Genomic DNA, 19160 nt, shown 5'->3' on the forward strand with positions numbered 1-19160 from the left:
CACATGCGAGCAGCAGTCCTCTACTCCACGGTTCCCGCCGGAACCGGCTACACCGAAGCCCGTCCGCTGCTGATCCAGGAACTGGACCGGCCCGAACCGCGGCGGGGCGAGCTCGGCGTCGCCATCACCTACTCCAGCCTGTGCCACTCGGATCTTTCGGTGGTGGACGGCTCCCGCGTGAGGCCGCTGCCGATGGCCCTGGGCCACGAGGCCGTGGGACGGGTGGTGGCTGTGGGCGAAGGCGTCGACGACGTCTCCGAGGGTGACCACGTGGTACTGGTCTTCGTCCCCAGCTGCGGAAACTGCAGGGCCTGCCGGGCGGGCCGCCCGGCCCTGTGCCACCGCGCCGCGGAGGTCAACGGCTCGGGCGACCTCCTGCACGGTGAAGCGCTGCTGCGGACCCCGGCGGGGGAACGAATCAACCACCACCTCGGGGTGTCGGCGTTTGCCGACTACGCAGTGGTGGCCCGGGAATCGGTCGTCGTGATCGGCGACGACGTCCCGGACACCGTCGCGGCCATGTTCGGCTGCGCGGTGCTCACCGGAATGGGCGCCGTGCTGAACACGGCGGAGGTCACCGCCGGCCAGTCGGTGGCCGTCTTCGGCCTCGGCGCCGTCGGCCTGTCCGCCGTGATGGCGGCGTCCCTGGCCGGCGCCGCAGCTGTCATCGCCATCGACCCCAACGAAGGCAAGCACCGGCTGGCCCGGGACTGCGGCGCCACGGCAGTGGGAACTCCCGACGACGCCGCCCGGCTGGTCGCCGAGGCGACCGGCGACGGCGTGGACGTCGCCGTCGAGGCCGTCGGATCCGCGGGGGTGATCGCCTCGTGCCTGGACCTCGTCACGCGAGGCGGCGCCGTCGTCTCCGTCGGGCTGCCGAAACCCACCGCGGAACTGACGGTGGGGGCCCTGCAATTCGCCGGTGCCGGGAAGCGGCTGCTCGGATCCTACATGGGGGATGCCGTGCCCGAGCGGGACATTCCGCTGTACCTGGACCACTGGCGCGCCGGGCGGCTCCCCGTGGAGCTGCTGCACACGGACACCAGGCCGCTGGCGGAGATCAACGAAGGCCTCGATGCGCTGGCTGCCGGCGAAGTGGTGCGCCGGCTGTTCCAGGCGTAGGAGCAGTCCACGCCAGCTGTCAGGCCGCCAGGATTTCCTGGCGGCCTGAAACTTCCGCCTTGAGCGCCTCCACCACGGCCCGGACGGACGCCGACCGCAGCGACTCCGGACGCGCCACCGCCCAGATGGGGAGCTGGCGCTGGAACAGCTCGGGCAGCACCGGCACGAATTCCGGGTTGTCCGCCACCATGAAGTTCGGCAGCAGGCCGATGCCTGCGCCGCAGCGGACGGCCTCCACCTGGGCGAACACGCTGGTGGCCTGGAAACTGGATTTGGGGGCGGGCAGCTGCGAGGACCGGTGCCCGAGTTCGGTTACCTGCAGCGCCGACTCAACGTAGGAAACAAAGCCGTGGTCCCGGACGTCGTCCAGGGTAGCCGGCAGGCCGCGGGACCGGACATACTGCGGGCTGGCGTAGAGCCGGAGGAAATAGTTGCTGAGGAAGATGGGCTGCGCGTTGGTGACTTCCATCCGGCCCACCACCACTTCCAGGTCCACACCGGACCGGTTCTGGCTGACTTTGCGCGTGGCGCTGAGCATCTCGACGTTCAGCAGGGGATTGTGCTGCTGCAGCCGGACCAGTGCCGGCGCGACAAATTCCGCACCGAATCCGTCGGACGTGCTGATCCGGACCATGCCGGAGAGCGAAGCGTCGCCGTTGGTGATGGCTCCGGACAGCGACCCCAGCGTCGCCTCGATCGCCTCGGCGGCGGCAACGGCCTGGCTGCCCAGTTCGGTCAGTTCCCAGCCGTGGGGGCTGCGCTCCAGCGTCCGTCCGCCCAGCTGCTTGTCCAGAGCCAGGATCCGGCGGGAAATGGTGGTGTGGGTGGTGCCCAGCGTTTCTGCCACAGCATTGAAACGTCCCAGCCGAGCTACGGTCAGCAGGATCAGCAGGTCGTCCGGACTCGGCAGCCGGTTTAAATCCATTTTCAAAGGCGCTTTCAGATTCAGGTGCAGCTTGGCACGAGTGTGCATCAATGCACATGGTGTCTGTAGTTTTTCCCCTTGATTGCACTGTAGCAGGGTGTGATGGTGGACAGGGAACTTCCGGCCGCAGCGGCCGGCACACGAAGCAAAGGAGCTTTCGCCATGGCAGTAATCGCTTGGGTCGGTCTTGGGAACATGGGTGGGTCCATGTCAGGAAACCTGGCAAAAGCCGGGCATGACGTCCGCGGATTCGACCTCAATCCCGAGGCGGTGGCAGCTGCCGAAGCCGGCGGGGTGAAGCCCGCGGCGAGCATTGCCGAGGCGGTGGACGGGGCCGACGTCGTGTTCACGATGCTGCCCAAGGGCGAACACGCCCGTGCGGTGTACCTGGGCGAGGACGGTGTCCTTGCCCATGCAGATACCCGCACCCTCCTGGTGGATTCGTCCACCATCGATATCGCCTCCGCCCAGGCGCTGCACGACGTCGCCGCTGCCGCCGGCTTCCGGTTCGTGGACGCCCCGGTTTCGGGTGGCATGAGCGGTGCTAAGGCCGGAACGCTCACCTTCATGATCGGCGGCGAGGCGGGCGCCGTGGCCGATGCCACCGAATACATCCGTCCCATGGCCGCCAACATCATCCCCACCGGCGGCGCCACCACCGGGCAGGCAGCGAAGATCTGCAACAACCTGATGCTCTTCATCAACCTTGCCTCCACCGCCGAGGGAGCGGTGCTCGCCGAGCGGCTGGGCCTGGACAAGCAGGTCTTCTGGGACATCGCCTCGGTGTCCTCGGGAGACAGCTGGGCGCTGCGGACCTGGTATCCGGTGGGCGGAGTGGTTCCCACCGCCGCCTCCAACAACGACTTCGCCCCCACCTTCACCACCGAACTCGCCAATAAGGACATCGGCCTCGCCATCAGCGCTGCCCGCGATACGGGCACCCCGCTGGAGATCGGCGAGCACGTGCAAACGCTCTTCCAGCGGCTCATCGATTCGGGCCAGTCCGGCAAGGACTGCTCGATGATCATCAAACTTGTCGACGGCACGCTCGAGACCTCCAACTAGCTTCTACCCGCATTACGAAAAAGGACTTCCCATGGAACGCATTCCGCACTTCATCAACGGCGCCCTGATCAGCGACGCCGACCGCTTCGGCCCCGTCTTCAACCCGGCCACCGGCACCCAGGAGAAGGAGGTGGCACTGGCCTCGGCCGCCCGCGTGGAGGAAGCCATCGTCGCCGCCCAGGCCGCCCTGCCCGGCTGGCGGGCCACCAGCCTGGCCAAGCGCACCAACATCTTCTTCCGCGTCCGCGAAATCCTGACGCAGCGCAAATCCGAACTGGCCGCCATCCTGACCAGTGAACACGGCAAAGTACTGTCCGACGCCGAGGGCGAAATCTCCCGCGGCCTGGAAAACATCGAGTTCGCCACCGGGCTTTCCCACATGCTCAAGGGCGAACGGTCGGAGCAGGTATCCAGCGGCGTTGACGTGCACTCCGTGCGCCAGCCCGTGGGCGTGGTCGCCTGCATCACTCCCTTCAATTTTCCCGCGATGGTGCCGCTGTGGATGATCGGCAGTGCGCTGGCCTGCGGCAACACCGTGCTCCTGAAGCCCAGCGAGAAGGACCCGTCGTCGGCCGTTTTCATCGCGGAAGTCTTCGCCGAGGCAGGCCTGCCGCCGGGAGTCCTGAATGTGGTCCACGGCGACAAGGAGGCGGTGGACGTCCTGCTGGAACACCCGGCCGTGAAGGCCATCAGTTTCGTAGGATCCACCCCTATCGCGCAGTCCATCTACAAGCGTGCCGCCGATCACGGCAAGCGCGTCCAGGCGCTGGGCGGTGCCAAGAACCACATGGTGGTGCTGCCGGACGCTGACCTGAACATGGCCGCGGACGCCGCCGTCTCAGCGGCGTACGGCTCCGCGGGAGAACGGTGCATGGCTGTCTCCGTGCTCGTGGCGGTGGGCAACATCGCAGATGACCTGGTAAAGGCCATTTCCACCCGGACGGCGGACCTCAAGATCGGTCCCGGTACGGATCCGGCCTCGCAGATGGGTCCCCTCATCACCAAGGAACACCGGGACCGGGTGGCGTCCTACGTGGCCGGGGCAGCGGACGAGGGCGCTACGGTTGTGGTGGACGGTCGCGAGCAGGCCTTCGACTCGGACGGCTTCTTCATCGGGGTCAGCCTGGTGGACCATGTGAAGCCGGGCATGAAGGTATACGACGACGAGATCTTCGGTCCCGTGCTGTCGGTGGTCCGCGCGGACAGCTACAGCGACGCCGTCAGGCTGGTGAACGAGAATGAGTTCGGCAACGGCGTGGCCATCTTCACGCGAGACGGCGGGGCCGCCCGCCAGTTCGAGTTCGACGTCGAGGCCGGCATGGTGGGCGTCAATGTGCCCATCCCTGTGCCGGTGGGGACGTTCTCCTTCGGAGGGTGGAAGAACTCGCTGTTCGGCGACACCCACATGTACGGACCCGACAGCATCCGCTTCTACACCCGCGGCAAAGTGGTGACCACGCGCTGGCCGGATCCCTCCACGTCCGTGATCGACCTCGGCTTCCCGCAGGTGGACTAGGCATCAGGCGGCCGGCTTGGCCGGCGAGAACCCTGAACGAAGTGGCCCGTGCACCCGCTGCTAAAAGCAGCGGGTGTGCGGGCTGATTCCGTTACCCGCCAGCAATGTCCTGGCCATTAATGTCATAGGTCGCGGGGACACTTGGATTATGGAGGGCAATTGGGGGTCCGAGGAGGCTCTGGCAGCAGTGGAGTGCGCTTGCGCTTGCGCGTGCCGGCAGGATCGGGCAGCGCAAGATACAGCCGTGGCTCTGGTCGATGAAGTCCGGGTCAGCGGTATTTCTGCGGGCGGTACCTCTGCGGACGATGGTGCCCGGCTGATTGATGAGATCCGGGCATTGGAAGACAGGAAGTCTGCCTTGGCTGCCCGACAGGCCCGGCTGTCCGTCGCCTTTGACCATCTGCAGCGCCGGCAGCAGTCCGACGCCGGGATGCCCGCGGACCAGCTCGGGGCGGGCATCGGAGCACAGATCGCCCTCGCCCGTCGCGAATCCCCGGCCAGGGGAAGCCGGTTGCTGGGCTTGGCCAAGGCCTTGGTGACGGAGATGCCGAACACGCTGGCTGCCTTGGAGACCGGGCAGCTGAATGAGTGGCGGGCCACGCTGCTGGTGCGCGAAACGGCATGCCTGTCCGCGGCGGACCGGTGCGCGGTTGATGAGGAACTGGCTGTGGATACCGGGACGCTGGCTGGTGCCGGCGACCGGACCATCGTTGCCGCGGCTCGGGCAGCGGCCTACCGGCTGGATCCACGCTCCGTCGTCAACCGTGCCCGGAACGCCGTGGCCGACCGCCACGTGAGCCTGCGCCCCGCACCGGACACCATGACCTATCTGACCGCCTTGCTCCCGGTTACCGCCGGAGTCGCTGTCCACGCCGTGCTCACGCGGCAGGCTGACGCCTTGCGCTCAGCCGGAGACAGCCGCTCCCGCGGGCAGATCATGGCTGACGGCCTGGTGGAGCGGATCACGGGAACCCCGGGCGGGATCAGCGGCATCGAAATCCAGCTCGTGATGACCGACCGCACGCTCTTCCAAGGGGACAGCGAGCCGGCGCGCCTGCCCGGGTACGGGGTGGTTCCGGGCGGCTGGGCAAGGGAAGTGATCACGTCCGGGTCCGCAGGGTCAGTCGCAGGCGTATCCATGCCCCTTGCCTTCAATACGTGGCTCCGACGGCTCTACACAGCTCCGGGGACCGGTGAGCTGGTAGCGATGGATTCCCAAGCGCGGCTCTTCCAGGCCGGGCTGCGCCGTTTCATCCAGGCCCGGGATGACATCTGCCGCAGACCCTACTGCGATGCGCCGATCCGCCACCACGACCACATCGTCGCGTGGCACTTCGGCGGGCCTACCAGCCACAGCAATGGCAGCGGACTCTGCGAAGCCTGCAACCACACCAAGGAATCACCCGGCTGGAGCGCCGAACCGTGCCCCGGACCCCGGCACACCCTGCAGATCCACACTCCGACCGGGCACACCTACCAGTCCACGGCGCCCCCGTTGCCGGGGACGCCCCTTCGGAGCAAGGAACTGATGCCGACCGCCAGCCGTCGCCGGAAACGCGAATTGCTCCGTCGCGCCAAAGTCCGGAAACGGGCACGCCTCAATGCTTCTGTCCTCAATAACCCGCTGGCCGCCTGAGGAGAAAGTGGAAGCAGGCGGCTAGGCGGCTAACCCTTCATGATTTCGTCGCGCCGGGCCATGTATTCCTCCATGGCGATCTCGCCGTTGCTGTACTGCTGGTCGAGCTCGGCCAGTTTCCGCGCGCGGAAACCCTGGGGGGCCGACGGCGGCGGGGGAGTTGCCGGGGCGGACGGCTGCTGCGGTTCCTGGCGCGACTGGTTGGCCGGGTATTCGGGGCTGTCTTCATAGGGCACCTGACCGGGGCCGCCAGGGGCCGGGTAGCCGTAATTCTGGTTGCCTTGACCGGGATATCCCGGGTTTTGGTAGGGCTGGTCCAGCGGGGGTTGCTGCCCCCCGCCGAGTTGCCGGAAGCCGCCGCCAAAGTAGTCCTGCTGGGTGTAGCCGTCGCGCGGCTGGTTGTTTGGCCGGCCCGGCTGCTGCCCGGGGAACTGACCCGGGAACTGGCCAGGATACTGTCCGTTGAAGTTCTGGTTCTGGTTCCGCCCCTGGACGCGCTTCCGGTACATACGCATGGCGAAGGGAATCAGGAACGACAGGATGATAATCCAGAAGAACATGTTGCTCACGGTGGAGGGCCTCTCAGAAGTGTCACTTCAGTTTAACCCCCGCAACCAAGCCGGGCCTTTTCCGTACCCGCATCTCCACTCCACACGGCCTATCTCCGGCCTACCGGCAATTCCAGGAACTTTCCATAGGCCTCAACGGCCGCATCGATGGCCCGGTTGGTTTCGCCATTGCCGCTCCTGCCTGGGTCCGGTCCGACGCGGACATCCAGTTCGCAGCTTCCGCCCGTTAAGACGTGCCGCCAGGAACCGATCATGCGGCCATCCCGCAGCACCACGTGCATGGGAGTGTCCCGCTCCGGCATTGCGGGAGCGGTGCCGCCCAGGAAATGCCTCGTGCGGGAATAGCCCATGACGTATTCGTCGTAGCACTGGATCAGGTCGATCCGGGGCTGTTCGTCAGGCACCTCGCCCGAATAGGACCCAACCGGACTGAAATAGACCTCCATACCGTCCAGCACCGCGGTCTCCAGCGCATCGGCGTCGCTTTCCAGCGTCAGTGCCAGCCCCAGCCGGACATCCGTGAGGGTGAGGCCGGACCAGTCGGCGCAGTCCTTGGCGGTGGCCGGTCCGCGGCTTTGAAAGTAGCGCCGGACTAGTTCCGCCAGAGCCGCGGGGCGGTCGGCGGGGCCGGGCGCCGCAGGCACACGTTCATCGAACAGGGCGTAGGTCTGCCGGAGCGCCCCGCCTTTGCTGCGGACGGGCGTCCCGCTGGTCAGGACCCCGCTGATCTCGGCGTGCATGATCAGGTACGCCAGCTCCAGGCCCTTTCCCGCAAAACCGTTGCGCTGCAGTTCCGCTGCCAACTCCTCCCGGGTTTTGTGGGCGCCGTCGGCCACGGCAGCGGCCAGGACGCGGGCGCTCCGGGCCGCCGTCGCGGCATCGATGCCGGTCTGCCGGTATATGCCCCGGTTTCCCTGATGCAGCCGCGGGGCGGACAGCGCAAGCAGCCAACGGAGATCGTCACGGTGCACAAAGTGCCAGGTGGGCCGCAGGATGTGCGTCCTGAGGATCACGCCGTCAGCCACTGCCTGTTCGACGGCGGCCGCGGACGTTCCCGCCGTGCGCTGCGCCAGGGACCAGCGGGCATAGGGGAATTCCTGGGACTGCACAGCCAGGAGGTTCTTCACCGCGGCTTCCGGCGAGGACGCGTGGGGCGGTCGCAGCTGCTGCCGTCGCAGCCTGAGCCTGACGACGTCGTCGCCGTCCACGCGCGCGCCCTATCTCCGCCCGGGCTCTAGTCCCGGGACCTCGCCCGAACCCAGCGGCATCCCGGGACCGAAAACAGGACCGGGCGTGGGCCGCTTGGCCGTGACGCCGTCCCCGGAGGACTGGTGGCGCAGCCTGCGGACAACCCACGGAACGAAGTACTCGCGTGCCCACACCAGGTCGCCGGAGCGCGCCTCGCGCCAGCTCCGCTGGGGTAGCGGCTTGGGGGAGAGCGGCTCCAGGGTGTGCCGGATGTTGAGGGAATCCAGCACCATGGCCGCGATGGTGTGGTGGCCCAGCGGCGAGAAGTGCAGGCGGTCCTGGTCCCACATCTGCGGATCGCTGAGCTGGCGCAGCGACCACATGTCGGCGATGACGGCGTCGTGCCGTGCAGCAACGGTGCGGAGATTCTCGTTGTAGATTGCGATCTTGCTGCGGAGCCTGCCGAGGACGGAGGAACCGGTGTCCGGGCCGTTGAACAGCACAACGGTGGCACCGCCGAGGGTGAGGATATGCACCACTGAATCCAGCTTTTCCGCCAGCGCATCGGGGTCACCGCCGGGCCGGATGAGGTCGTTGCCGCCTGCGGACAGCGTCACCAGATCGGGTTTGAGGGCCAGGCACGGTGCGAGCTGCTGATCCACGATCTGCTCCAGGAGCCGTCCGCGCACGGCCAGGTTGGCGTAAGCGAAATCAGCGTGGCCGCGGCTCAGTTCCTCGGCCACCCGGTCGGCCCAGCCACGGTGCCCGCCGGGGCTTCCGGGCTCCGGATCCCCGATGCCTTCGGTGAAGGAATCGCCCATGGCTACGTAGCGGCCCCAAGGATGGGCATCAACAGTGTCCTGCGGGTTGGGAATGGCTTCAGTTTCGCTCACGTGTCCATCCTGCCTCGTTAGTCCAAAGCTACGCCACCGTAGGTTGTTACCCGGGGGTAACTGCAAGAATGGACCCATGACTGAAGCCGACGTTTCCACTGCCCCTGTTGTCCTGTGGTCCACTCCTGACGAAGCGCGCTCGGGAAAGCCCCTGCTGGTCCTGTTGCACGGTTACGGTGCGAACGAACAGGATCTGCTCAGCCTGACTGACCTGCTGCCCGGCGATTTCGCCGTGGCCTCCGTGCGCGCCCCCATCGCCATGGGTCCGGGCTTCACCTGGTTCCCGCTAACGGACTCCGCGGACTATTCCCTGGACGCGGTCAAGAGTGCCTCCGGCTTTGTGCTGGAATGGCTCGACGGCGTCAAGGGTGACCACCCCTCCGTCACGCTGCTCGGGTTCTCCATGGGCATGGCGATGGCCACCACGCTGCTGAGGCAGCGCCCCGCGGACTTCGCCGCCGTCGTCGGGCTTTCCGGATTTGTGGTGAATGCCGGAAATGACCCGAGTTTCCGGGACGACGAACTGGACGGCAGCGTTCCGCTGTTCTGGGGCCGTGACCAGCAGGACCCCGTCATCACCCAGGACAAGATCGAATACACCATGGGCTGGGTCCGGGAACACGTGAAACTGACGAAAGTCCTCTACACGGGAATGTGGCACGGGATCAACCAGCAGGAAATCGGCCACGTTTCGGAGTTCCTCACCCACGAGGTGCTGAAGAAGTAGGCCCGGACCCGCGCCGCGGGCCGGGGTCAGTTCAGGAACAGCCTAGGAACCTGCGGGTGTCAAAATCCGTACAGTCCTGCCGTTCACGGTGACGGTGTCACCATGGTGGAGCTGCCGGCCGCGGCGGTCGTCGATTTCGCCGTTGACCTTGACCAGCCCGTTCCTGATCAGCTCCGCAGCCTCGACGCCGTCCTCAACGAGGCTGGCCAGCTTCAGGAGCTGGCCCAGGCGGATCATGTCGTCGCGGATGGGGATCTCTTCGATTTCCGGGTTGCTCATACAAGCAATGATGCCTGACGTAAGGTGAATCCAGTGACCCACGCACCCCGTCTCCCACTCATTGCAGGACTGCCGCTGGCTGTAGCCGCCGGACTCGCCATTCCCGTCCAGGGCCGGATCAACGGGGCCCTCGGGGCCCGCTTGAACGACGGCATCGCCGCCGCCGTGGTGAGCTTCACCACGGGACTGGTGGTGATGATCGTGGTTTCGCTCATCCTGCCGAGGGGACGCCGTGGCCTGGCCCAGATCCTCCCTGCCCTCCGGGAACGGCGGTTTCCGCCCGTCTACGTCATCGCCGGCGGCATCGGCGCCTTCTTCGTTTTTGCCCAGTCCTTCACTGTCGGCCTGCTCGGTGTGGCGCTTTTCACCGTGGCAACGGTCACCGGGCAGACGCTGAGCGGGCTGCTGGTGGACCGGCTCGGGATCGGCCCCGCCGGCAAGAAGTCCGTCACCGGAATCCGCGTCCTGGGCACCGTACTGACCATCGCCGCCGTCGCCTGGGCGGTGTCCCCGCGGTTCGGCGGCGCCGGCGCTTCCGGCGGGCCCGCGGGAGGCGGCGCGGATCCGGCCCAGCTGCTGCTGCCGGTGATCCTGCCCGTCATCGCGGGCTTCCTGATGAGCTTCCAGCAGGCCATGAACGGCACGGCCACAGTGCATTACGGCACACCCATCGCAGCAACCCTGGTGAACTTCATCTCCGGCGCCACCGTGCTGTGGCTTGTGTGGCTGATCAAGCTGGCTGTCGCCGGGGCAGGCAGCCCCCTGCCCGCTGAAGGGTGGTACTACCTTGGCGGTCCCATGGGGTGCGCGTTTATCGGCCTGGGCGCACTGCTGGTCCGGAGCCTGGGCGTGCTGGTCACCGGGCTGGGCATGATTGCGGGCCAATTGCTGGGCTCGCTGGGCCTGGACCTGGCCTTTCCCGCTCCCGGTACGGTGGTCGCCCTGCCCACCGTCCTCGGCACCCTCCTGACCCTCGGTGCGATCGTCCTGGCCACCCTGCCGTGGCCGCGCGGCGCCCTCAAGCGGCAGCCGGGCCGGTAGGCTAGGACACGCAGCTTCCTGCACATCTTTCCTTCGTTACGCCCCGCCCGCCAACCAGCCGGGTACTGGGGCCTAGAAACCGCGCGGACCGCACCCAGCGGCCCTGTAGAAATTGGAGTTCCCCATGGCAGCAAAATCCGTTCTCGACCAGGTCATCTCCCTCTCCAAGAGGAGGGGCTTTGTTTTCCAGGCCGGTGAAATCTATGGTGGCTCCCGTTCTGCCTGGGACTACGGGCCCCTCGGTGCCGAGCTGAAGGAAAACATCAAGCGCCAGTGGTGGCAGTCGGTAGTCCGCGGCCGCGAGGACGTGGTGGGCCTTGATTCCTCGGTGATCCTTCCCCGCCAGGTCTGGGAAGCCTCCGGCCACGTGGAGGTTTTCTCGGATCCCCTGGTGGAGTGCCTCTCCTGCCACAAGCGCTACCGCGCCGACCACCTCGAAGAAGAGTACGAGGAAAAGAAGGGCCGTCCGGCCGAAAACGGCCTGAAGGACATCGCTTGCGCCAACTGCGGCACCCGCGGCGAATGGACCGAGCCGCAGGAATTCTCCGGCCTGCTCAAGACCTTCCTCGGCCCGGTGGCCAACGAGGAAGGCATGCACTACCTGCGCCCGGAAACCGCGCAGGGCATCTTCGTGAACTTCAACAACGTGCTCACCACCTCGCGGAAGAAGCCGCCGTTCGGCATCGGCCAGATCGGCAAGTCCTTCCGCAACGAGATCACGCCCGGAAACTTCATCTTCCGCACCCGTGAGTTTGAGCAGATGGAGATGGAATTCTTCGTCGAGCCGGGCACGGACGAGCAGTGGCACCAGTACTGGATGAAGGAGCGCATGGACTGGTACACGGGCCTGGGCCTCAAGGCTGAAAACCTGCGCTTCTTCGAACACCCGCTGGAGAAACTGAGCCACTACTCCAAGGGCACCACGGACATCGAGTACCGCTTCGGCTTCCAGGGCTCCGAGTGGGGCGAGCTGGAAGGCATTGCCAACCGCACGGACTTCGACCTTTCCACGCACTCCAAAGCCTCCGGCCAGGACCTGAGCTACTTCAACCAGGCCACCAACGAGCGCTACACCCCGTACGTGATTGAGCCCGCCGCCGGCCTGACCCGGTCCTTCATGGCGTTCCTGATCGATGCGTACACCGAGGACGAGGCCCCCAACGCCAAGGGCGGCGTGGACGTGCGCACCGTGCTGAAGCTGGACCCGCGCCTGGCTCCCGTCAAGGCCGCCGTGCTGCCGCTTAGCCGCAACGAGGACCTGTCCCCGAAGGCCAAGGCCCTGGGCACGCAGCTGCGGAAGAACTGGAACATCGACTTCGACGACGCCGGCGCGATCGGCCGCCGGTACCGCCGCCAGGACGAGATCGGCACGCCGTTCTGCATCACCGTGGACTTCGACACCCTCGAGGACCAGGCCGTCACCATCCGCGAACGCGACACCATGAGCCAGGAACGCGTCTCCCTGGACAAGGTGGAGGGCTACCTGGCCGCGCGGCTGATCGGCGCCTGAGCATGGCCATCGAATACCGCGAATGGCGCGAAGGCGACGACCTGGCGCTGCTGGAGCTGTGGGGAGGCCCGGAGACTGAGCAGGCACGGCAGTTCCGCGGCACGCTGGCACCCTCCGGCAACGCACCGTGGCGCCGCTGCATCGTGGCCGAGGACGTCGTTGACGGCGTGGCCATCCCGGTCGCCGCGGCAGTGGTGCACGAAGCCTCGCTGCACCCCGAACGGCTCTGGGCCTACATCGAGGTGGCACGGGACCACCGCCGCGCCGGCGTTGGTTCCACCCTGCTGACCATGCTCCGGCACGAAGCCGGCCAGGCGCCGTCGGGCGTTTCCAAGCTGCGCACCAAAGTGGAACCGGGCACGCCCGCAGCCGCCTTCGCCGAAGCTGCCGGCCTGGCTCCGATCCAGCGGTCACGCCTCGTCGTCGTGGAGCCGGCGGCGCTCAAGCTTCCGGTTTTCGGCGACGGGTCAGAGGCCGCGGCCTCGGAACAGATCGAGGATCTTGCCACCGGCTCGGTGGAGCTCAGTGACGTCGTGGGCCGGTACTACACGGCCGTGCACGGCTGGGACAGCCCGGGCGAGCTGAGCATCGGCACGGTGCAGCGGCTGTTCCTCGACGAGCTCAGTGGGGCGCACGGCGCGATCGTGCTGCGGGCCCCGAAGGCCAGCGCGTTCGGCCAGGGCGTCCCGGCCAGCAGGAAGGGCCGGATCGAGGCGTTCGCCATCAGCTACGCGGAGCTTGCCCCGGGCGGGGAGACCGCACCGGCCGGCGAGGGGGGCGCAGCAGGCCAGCCCACGGACGTGTTCGTCGGCCATGAGCCGAAACTGTCCGACGACGAAGCCCGCGCCGCCGTCCGCGACCTCCTGGCGCTCATCGCGTTCCAGCACCCCGTAGTGCTGGAACTGGACGATTCCATGTCGGCGCTGCGCGCCGTCGTCGAGCCTTTGCTGGAGAGCGGCAAGGCCCGCCTCCGGGGTGCCGAAACCCTGGTGGTTGCCGACCCCGCCTAGCCACTAATCGTGCTGACCCGCAGCCGCTGCCGTTGAAACGGCCGCTGCTGCGGGTCAGTGTGCGTTAAGGGTTGTTTTACGGAATGACCGGGGGAACGAAAGTGAACGTCATCCCCAGTAGCCACACCAGCAGGAGCACCACGGGAAGGTGGAACACGAACTGCAGGAACGTGAAGCCCACCAGGTCCCTGGCCCGCAACCGGAGCACCGCGAGCAGGGGCAGCATAAAGAACGGGTTGATCAGGTTGGGCAGGGCCTCGGCGATGTTGTAGATCTGCACGGTCCAGCCCAGGTTCATGTTCACTTCCGTTGCCGCCTGCATCACGTACGGTGCCTCCACCAGCCACTTCCCGCCGCCGGAGGGAACGAACAGCCCCAGTACGGCCGTATAGAGGGCAATCACGACGGCGAACGCACCGCCCCCGCCGATGTCCGAGAAGAATTCCGCCAGGTGGGCGGAGAGGGACATGCCGCCATGGCCTGTGGCCTTCGTGAGGATGGCGGCCATGGCGGCGTAGAGCGGAAACTGCACGAGGATGCCTGCTGTGGCGGGCACGGCCTTGGTCACAGCCTGCAGGAAGTTCCGCGGTGTCCGGTGCAGCACGAGTCCCAGGATCAGGAAGACAAGCAGGTATCCGTTAAGGCTGCTCACCACTGTCAGGAACGGCTTGGTGAGGAACTGCGACACCAGCCAGCCAAGAGTCAGGATCCCGGCGAGGACCGGCAGGATCATGCTGTATTCCAGCCATTCGCCCGGGCGGGACCGCGGCGCCGGTTCGCTGGGTTCGTCGTCGAGGTCCACACCGAGGTCCTCGGCCGTGCGCACGGCGGCACCGCGAGGCGCCGAGAAATGGGCGATGACCGTGGTGAGCGCCATGAGGATGGCCAGGGTGAGCAGCGACTGCCACGTGAAAATCGTGGTGCCGAAATCCAGGACTCCGGTGATCTTCAGCAGGGCCGGCGGCAGCGACGCGGCCGTAGCCTGCAACTGCGCGGCCGAGGACGACAGCCCCAGCGCCCACACGGCACCGAGGCCCATGAAAGCGGCCGCCCCGAGTGCGCGGTAGTCCACGGACAGGTCCTTGCGCCGTGCGATTGCGCGCGCCAGGAGCCCGCCGAAGATGAGGCTGAGGCCCCAGTTCAGGAAGGACACGGACATGGACAGCATCGCCACGAAGCTGACGGCGGTCCGGGCCGTCGACGGGATGAGCGCGAGCCGGTTGATGAGTTTTGCCACCGGCGGGGACGTCGCCACTACGTAGCCGGTGAGCACCACCATGGCCATCTGCAGGGTGAAGGCGGTGAGGTCCCAGAAGCCGTTGCCGAACGAATCGGCGATGGACTGCGGTGAGGCGCCGATGGCGAGGGCGGCCACGGCGATGAGGATCACACCGGCCAGCGCGAAGATGTAGGCATCCGGGAACCATTTTTCGGTCCACGCCGCCAGCCGCTGGGCCAGGCGGGCCAGGCCGCGTTCGTCGATCTCGCTTCTTGTCAGGACTGTGTCTGCCACAGGAAGGATCCCTCTCCATTGAGTGCGTACAAATGTGTGCGTGCCTACTCATGGAGCCTAGCCAAGCCTTGCGTTACCCGGCCTGAGCGCGCCGTCCGCCCGCGCGCCGCGGGCCTTCCGCCTCATCCAGCCGCTGCCGTTCCAGCTCCGTCGGCGCACCGCCGCCCAGATGGGCGGGCATCCACCAGGCTCCCGGGCGGGGGGTGATCGGGAAGTCCGCAATGGCGGTGTCGATGCCGTCCTGCAGCACGGTCCTTAGCTGCGCCGCGGCTGCCAGCACATCAGCATCGGCACTGGGCCGGCGGGCAACGGGCCCGCGGGCACCAATCGGGCCGGAGTCCGGCCGGAGCGGCTCGCCCACGTGGATCCGCACCGGCGCCCGCCACGCCCGGCGCGGGGAGAACGCGTGACGGCGGGTCATCAGCCGGTGTGATCCCCACACCGAGACCGGAATGATCGGCACGCCCGCTTCCGCCGCCATCCGCACGGCTCCGGTTTTGCACTCGCGGACCGTGAAACTGCGGCTGACGCCCGCCTCCGGAAGGATGGCGATGTATTCGCCCTCGCGGAGTTTCGCCACGGCGGCGTCGTAGGCGCCCGAACCGGACTCATAACCCACCACCACCTGCCCGGCAGCGCTGATGGCAGGGCCCGCGAACCAGTGGTCGGCCGCGCCCTGGGTGATCAGATAGCGCATCTGGGCGCGGCTGTGCCGCCAGAGGAGCAGCTCGGCGAAGGCGAAATCGAGGTAGCCGAAATGCGTGATGGCGACGACGGCTCCCGCACCCGGCACCGCGCGCCGGGACGGGCCATTGAGCGGTCCGGGCGGCGGGAGGTGCTCACTGCCGGTGATGAGCACGCGGATCCGGAAGAGCCAGCGCAGCGCCAGCCCGGTGCGGACGATGAAGCGGTAGAAGCGGTCATTCGGCCGCGGCCGCCATCCCATCTCAGCGCCCGCCTGCCGCCCGGCGCGGCGGCCAGGGGATAAAGCCCGACGTCGACTCGACGTATTCCTTGTAGCCCGGCCGGGCGGACATCGCCTTCTCCGTCAGCGGCTTCCCGGTCTTGCCTGCGAGCGCCCAGATCATCAGGGCGGGGGAGAGGACAGTGAGGAGTCCCGGCCAGGAATCAGCAGTAATCAGGAACAGGCCGGTCCAAACGGCGGCGTCGCCGAAGTAGTTGGGGTGGCGGGTGTAGCGCCACAGCCCCGTGTCCAGCACGGTTCCCTTGTTGGACGGGTCCTTCTTGAACTGCGCAAGTTGCCTGTCACCCACCGTTTCGAAGACGAAACCAATGACCCACAGCAGCACTCCCAGGATGGCCAGCCAGCCCGGGGCACCGGTGGCGAACATCCCCACCTGCACCGTGAGCGAAACGAAGAACATCACCATGCCCTGGGGCAGGTAGACACGGCGAAGCGCGTAGGCATTCCGTGAACCGGGTGCCCCGCTGAGCATGGCCTCGTAGCGGGGGTCCTCATGGCCGCCGCGGGCACGCCAGCCGATGTGGGTGCCGAGGCGAAGGCCCCACACGCCTGTCAGCAGCAGGAGCAGGAGGCGCCTGCCCTCGTCGCCCGTTCCGGCGGACAGCACCCACGACACTGCCGCCACGGCCACGAAGCCGGGTCCCCACGCCACGTCCATCACCGAATGCCGCCGCTGGGCGACGGCCACGGCGAAAGTGACCGCCAGGACGCCGGCCACGGCAAGGGCTGCCCACGGCAGGCTCGTCAGGAATTCGTTAACGGGAAACGCCGCCACGGTCACAGCACCACCGGAACGCCGGGAGCTGTTGCGGGCAGCAGGGCATCCAACCGTGCCGGGCCGCCGCCGGTGTCCACGCCCGCGGATTCACCGAAGGCCTTGAGGACAAACCCCGTGGCCAGGGCATGCCACAGCCGGACCCTGCGGAACATGAAGTGGCCGGCCCCGGCCAAGGACACGTAGCGAAGCTCGGCGGCTTCGGCAGCGGCCCGCCGGGCAAATTTCAGCGATTCGGCGGGGCTCGTCCACCGGTCTGCTGACCCGTGCACAATAAGCACTTTGCGTCCTGCCACGGCAGCGGCAGGCGTTCCGGCACTCAGCCACGGGGCCAGGGCCACAACGGCATCCACCAGGGGGTCGTCCGCCACACAAATAGCGGTGAGTCCGCCCATCGAATGCCCCAACAGGTACACAGGAACGCCGGGATGCTTTTCATGGATGCGCGCGAGCGCCCACCGGGCATCCTGCAGCGGCGACATGTCCGGGCCGTTCCAGCCGCGGACGCTGTTCCGGAGAGTCCAGACAGCAAGGCCGTGCCTGCGCCCGGCGCGGTGGAGGTGCCGTGCGAAGGGAACCATCCGGGCCGGGCTCAGGTGGCGCGCCTCAACCGGCTCGTAACTGTGCGAGCGCCCGCCGTGAAGCACCAGGGCCACGCCGCGGGTGACCCCTGCAGCTTCCCGTACGGTGAGTACGGGTTTGGTGCTCACTCCGTCATTCCTGCGATCACCCATGAGGGCCTCCAGACTCCTAGTCCTACAGTTATAAACCTCGGGCTTCCGGCGTTATTTCCTGCGTTCCGGTCCGGCGCATCCGGTCCGCGAAAACAGGCCGCACCGCCGGCACCCACATAAGGCATTCGGAGCCGCCCGGCCCCGGGATTGTGCTGCGAAAGTCCCTTGACGACGCCGGTCCAGAGGAGTAGGCCGGACGCGTAAGCTCCGGCCCCGAATCCGATGGCAGGCGAAGCGGCCGGATCCGAAGTCGAAGAGGATCGGCGGTACTGGAAATGAACGCAAAATCGTTCGACGCGCTACGGGAACAGGTGCGGGGGCAAGTGATCACCCCGGATGACGCGGACTATGACTCTGCCCGCGCCGTCCACAACGGAATGATTGACAAGTGGCCCGCTGCGGTGGTGCGTGTCTCACAGGTGGCGGACGTCATCGCCGCGGTCAACTACGCCAGGGACAACGCCATGGACCTGGCCATCCGGGGAGGCGGACACAGCGGGCCGGGGTTTGGCACGGCGGATAATGCGCTGGTCATCGACTTTGCCAACACCAGGGGCGTCCGGGTTGATCCGGGTGGCAAAACAGCCAGGAGCGAGGCCGGCGCAACGTGGGCCGACTTCAACCACGCCACGCATGCCTTCGGTCTGGCCACCACCGGCGGCATTGTCGGTTCGACCGGTGTTTCGGGGCTGACCCTCGGCGGAGGCATCGGCTACCTGGACCGCAAATACGGGCTCAGCTGCGACAACCTGCTCTCGGCCGACGTCGTCACCGCGGACGGGAAGTTCCTCACCGCCAGCGAAAGCGAGAACGAGGATCTGTTCTGGGCCCTGCGCGGAGGCGGCGGAAACTTCGGCGTCGTCACCTCGCTGGAATACCGCCTGCATCCCGTGGACATGGTCCATGCCGGCATCATCATCTACCCGCTGGAGCACGCAGAAACTGTCGCGAAGTTCTACCGCGAGCACCTGGCTGCCGCTCCCGAGGAGCTGGGCGCGTTCCTCGCCTTCCACCAGGGGCCGCCGGTTCCGTTCCTCCCGGAGGAGTGGCACGGAAAGCCTGTCTGCATTGTGGTCGGCATGTGGACTGGCGATCCCGCTGAAGGGCAGGCCCGCTGGCAGCCGTTCCTCGACGCCGCACCGGTGGCGGGATCCATGGTGGGGCCGATGCCCTATCCGGCTTTGAACTCGGCCTTCGACGGGATGTATCCGAAGGGTCTCCTGGCCTACTGGAAGGCGGCTTTCCTGTCCGAGCTCAGCGACGGTGCCATCAGCGCCCACCTCGAGTACGGGAGCCGGGTGCCCAGCGTGCAGACAGCCGTGCACATTTACCCGATCGACGGCGCAGTGCACCGCGTGGGCGTCGAAGACACGGCGTTCCCCAACCGGACCGCCAAGTTCTCCCCGGTCATCGCATGCCACTGGGAGGACCCCGGGGACACCGAGGCGAACGTTGCCTGGGTGCGGGACTACGCTGCCGCGCTGCAGCCCTTCTCGGAGAGCGCCGGCTACATCAACTTCCAGGACGGCGATGACCTGCCCCGGGTCGCCGAAAACTACGGACCGAACTACAGCCGGCTGGCCTCGATCAAGGGCAAGTACGATCCGGATAACCTGTTCCATGTAAACCAGAACATCAAGCCCCAGTAAAGTGCAGGCATGAGGTTTTACTG

18 protein-coding genes are annotated in these 19160 nt (G+C 67.1%); 9 read left to right on the top strand and 9 right to left on the bottom strand.

The features are described 5' to 3' along the window. Nucleotides 1-3: 3 nt before the first annotated feature. On the top strand, nt 4-1122 hold the full coding sequence (locus J2805_RS15430; RefSeq protein WP_309977728.1) for a zinc-dependent alcohol dehydrogenase family protein: 1119 nt from the start codon (nt 4-6) through the stop codon (nt 1120-1122). A 19-nt stretch (nt 1123-1141) separates the two neighbouring features. Here the strand turns inward: J2805_RS15430 and J2805_RS15435 are convergent, their stop codons facing one another. After that, nucleotides 1142-2047, bottom strand: coding sequence for a LysR family transcriptional regulator (locus J2805_RS15435; protein WP_309977730.1), 906 nt, complete (start codon nt 2045-2047; stop codon nt 1142-1144). Between the two features lie 162 nt (nt 2048-2209). Here J2805_RS15435 and mmsB point away from each other — a divergent pair, with 162 nt between their 5' ends. From mmsB to J2805_RS15450, 3 genes are all read left to right on the top strand, one after another. Beyond that, a complete protein-coding gene (mmsB, locus tag J2805_RS15440) occupies nt 2210-3112 on the top strand; it encodes a 3-hydroxyisobutyrate dehydrogenase (RefSeq protein ID WP_309977732.1) in 903 nt (300 codons plus the stop codon). Between the two features lie 31 nt (nt 3113-3143). Continuing rightward, a complete protein-coding gene (locus tag J2805_RS15445; protein WP_309977734.1) occupies nt 3144-4628 on the top strand; it encodes a CoA-acylating methylmalonate-semialdehyde dehydrogenase in 1485 nt (494 codons plus the stop codon). Between the two features lie 148 nt (nt 4629-4776). Beyond that, nucleotides 4777-6264, top strand: a complete 1488-nt coding sequence (locus tag J2805_RS15450; protein WP_396134376.1) for an HNH endonuclease — start codon at nt 4777-4779, stop codon at nt 6262-6264. 29 nt (nt 6265-6293) lie between these two features. Here J2805_RS15450 and J2805_RS15455 read toward each other — a convergent pair whose 3' ends face one another. The 3 genes from J2805_RS15455 to J2805_RS15465 all read right to left on the bottom strand — a co-directional run bounded on the left by J2805_RS15455 (nt 6294) and on the right by J2805_RS15465 (nt 8842). Beyond that, the gene (locus J2805_RS15455) at nt 6294-6824 is read right to left on the bottom strand and encodes a hypothetical protein (RefSeq protein ID WP_309978027.1); all 531 of its coding nucleotides are present in this window, start codon (nt 6822-6824) and stop codon (nt 6294-6296) included. A gap of 98 nt (nt 6825-6922) precedes the next feature. Then, nucleotides 6923-8041 (bottom strand): winged helix DNA-binding domain-containing protein, encoded by a 1119-nt coding sequence (locus J2805_RS15460; RefSeq protein ID WP_309977738.1) that lies wholly within the window; start codon nt 8039-8041, stop codon nt 6923-6925. A 9-nt stretch (nt 8042-8050) separates the two neighbouring features. Next, nucleotides 8051-8842 carry an SGNH/GDSL hydrolase family protein gene (locus tag J2805_RS15465; RefSeq protein WP_309978029.1) on the bottom strand — a complete coding sequence of 264 codons (792 nt, stop codon included), beginning with the start codon at nt 8840-8842 and terminating at the stop codon, nt 8051-8053. Nucleotides 8843-8990: 148 nt separating this feature from the next. Between J2805_RS15465 and J2805_RS15470 the strand changes: the two genes are divergently transcribed. After that, nucleotides 8991-9641, top strand: coding sequence for an alpha/beta hydrolase (locus J2805_RS15470; RefSeq protein ID WP_309977740.1), 651 nt, complete (start codon nt 8991-8993; stop codon nt 9639-9641). A gap of 42 nt (nt 9642-9683) precedes the next feature. Here the strand turns inward: J2805_RS15470 and J2805_RS15475 are convergent, their stop codons facing one another. Next, a complete protein-coding gene (locus tag J2805_RS15475; protein ID WP_309977741.1) occupies nt 9684-9920 on the bottom strand; it encodes an RNA-binding S4 domain-containing protein in 237 nt (78 codons plus the stop codon). A 33-nt stretch (nt 9921-9953) separates the two neighbouring features. Between J2805_RS15475 and J2805_RS15480 the strand changes: the two genes are divergently transcribed. The 3 genes from J2805_RS15480 to J2805_RS15490 all read left to right on the top strand — a co-directional run bounded on the left by J2805_RS15480 (nt 9954) and on the right by J2805_RS15490 (nt 13481). Then, nucleotides 9954-10961, top strand: a complete 1008-nt coding sequence (locus J2805_RS15480; protein ID WP_309977743.1) for a DMT family transporter — start codon at nt 9954-9956, stop codon at nt 10959-10961. A gap of 124 nt (nt 10962-11085) precedes the next feature. Further along, nucleotides 11086-12471, top strand: a complete 1386-nt coding sequence (locus J2805_RS15485) for a glycine--tRNA ligase (RefSeq protein ID WP_309977745.1) — start codon at nt 11086-11088, stop codon at nt 12469-12471. Between the two features lie 2 nt (nt 12472-12473). Beyond that, on the top strand, nt 12474-13481 hold the full coding sequence (locus J2805_RS15490; RefSeq protein ID WP_309977747.1) for a GNAT family N-acetyltransferase: 1008 nt from the start codon (nt 12474-12476) through the stop codon (nt 13479-13481). A gap of 76 nt (nt 13482-13557) precedes the next feature. Here J2805_RS15490 and J2805_RS15495 read toward each other — a convergent pair whose 3' ends face one another. The 4 genes from J2805_RS15495 to J2805_RS15510 all read right to left on the bottom strand — a co-directional run bounded on the left by J2805_RS15495 (nt 13558) and on the right by J2805_RS15510 (nt 17488). Further along, nucleotides 13558-14994, bottom strand: a complete 1437-nt coding sequence (locus J2805_RS15495; protein ID WP_309977749.1) for a short-chain fatty acid transporter — start codon at nt 14992-14994, stop codon at nt 13558-13560. Nucleotides 14995-15067: 73 nt separating this feature from the next. Then, on the bottom strand, nt 15068-15940 hold the full coding sequence (locus J2805_RS15500; RefSeq protein ID WP_309977751.1) for a lysophospholipid acyltransferase family protein: 873 nt from the start codon (nt 15938-15940) through the stop codon (nt 15068-15070). A gap of 1 nt (nt 15941) precedes the next feature. Next, a complete protein-coding gene (locus J2805_RS15505) occupies nt 15942-16754 on the bottom strand; it encodes a DUF1295 domain-containing protein (RefSeq protein ID WP_309977753.1) in 813 nt (270 codons plus the stop codon). A gap of 2 nt (nt 16755-16756) precedes the next feature. After that, a complete protein-coding gene (locus J2805_RS15510) occupies nt 16757-17488 on the bottom strand; it encodes an alpha/beta hydrolase (protein WP_309977755.1) in 732 nt (243 codons plus the stop codon). Nucleotides 17489-17763: 275 nt separating this feature from the next. Between J2805_RS15510 and J2805_RS15515 the strand changes: the two genes are divergently transcribed. Further along, complete coding sequence (locus J2805_RS15515; RefSeq protein WP_309977758.1) at nt 17764-19137, top strand: FAD-binding oxidoreductase; 1374 nt, start codon at nt 17764-17766, stop codon at nt 19135-19137. The last annotated feature ends 23 nt before the right edge of the window (nt 19138-19160 follow it).

The sequence above is a fragment of the Arthrobacter oryzae genome (assembly GCF_031454875.1).
Lineage (GTDB): Bacteria > Actinomycetota > Actinomycetes > Actinomycetales > Micrococcaceae > Arthrobacter > Arthrobacter oryzae_D.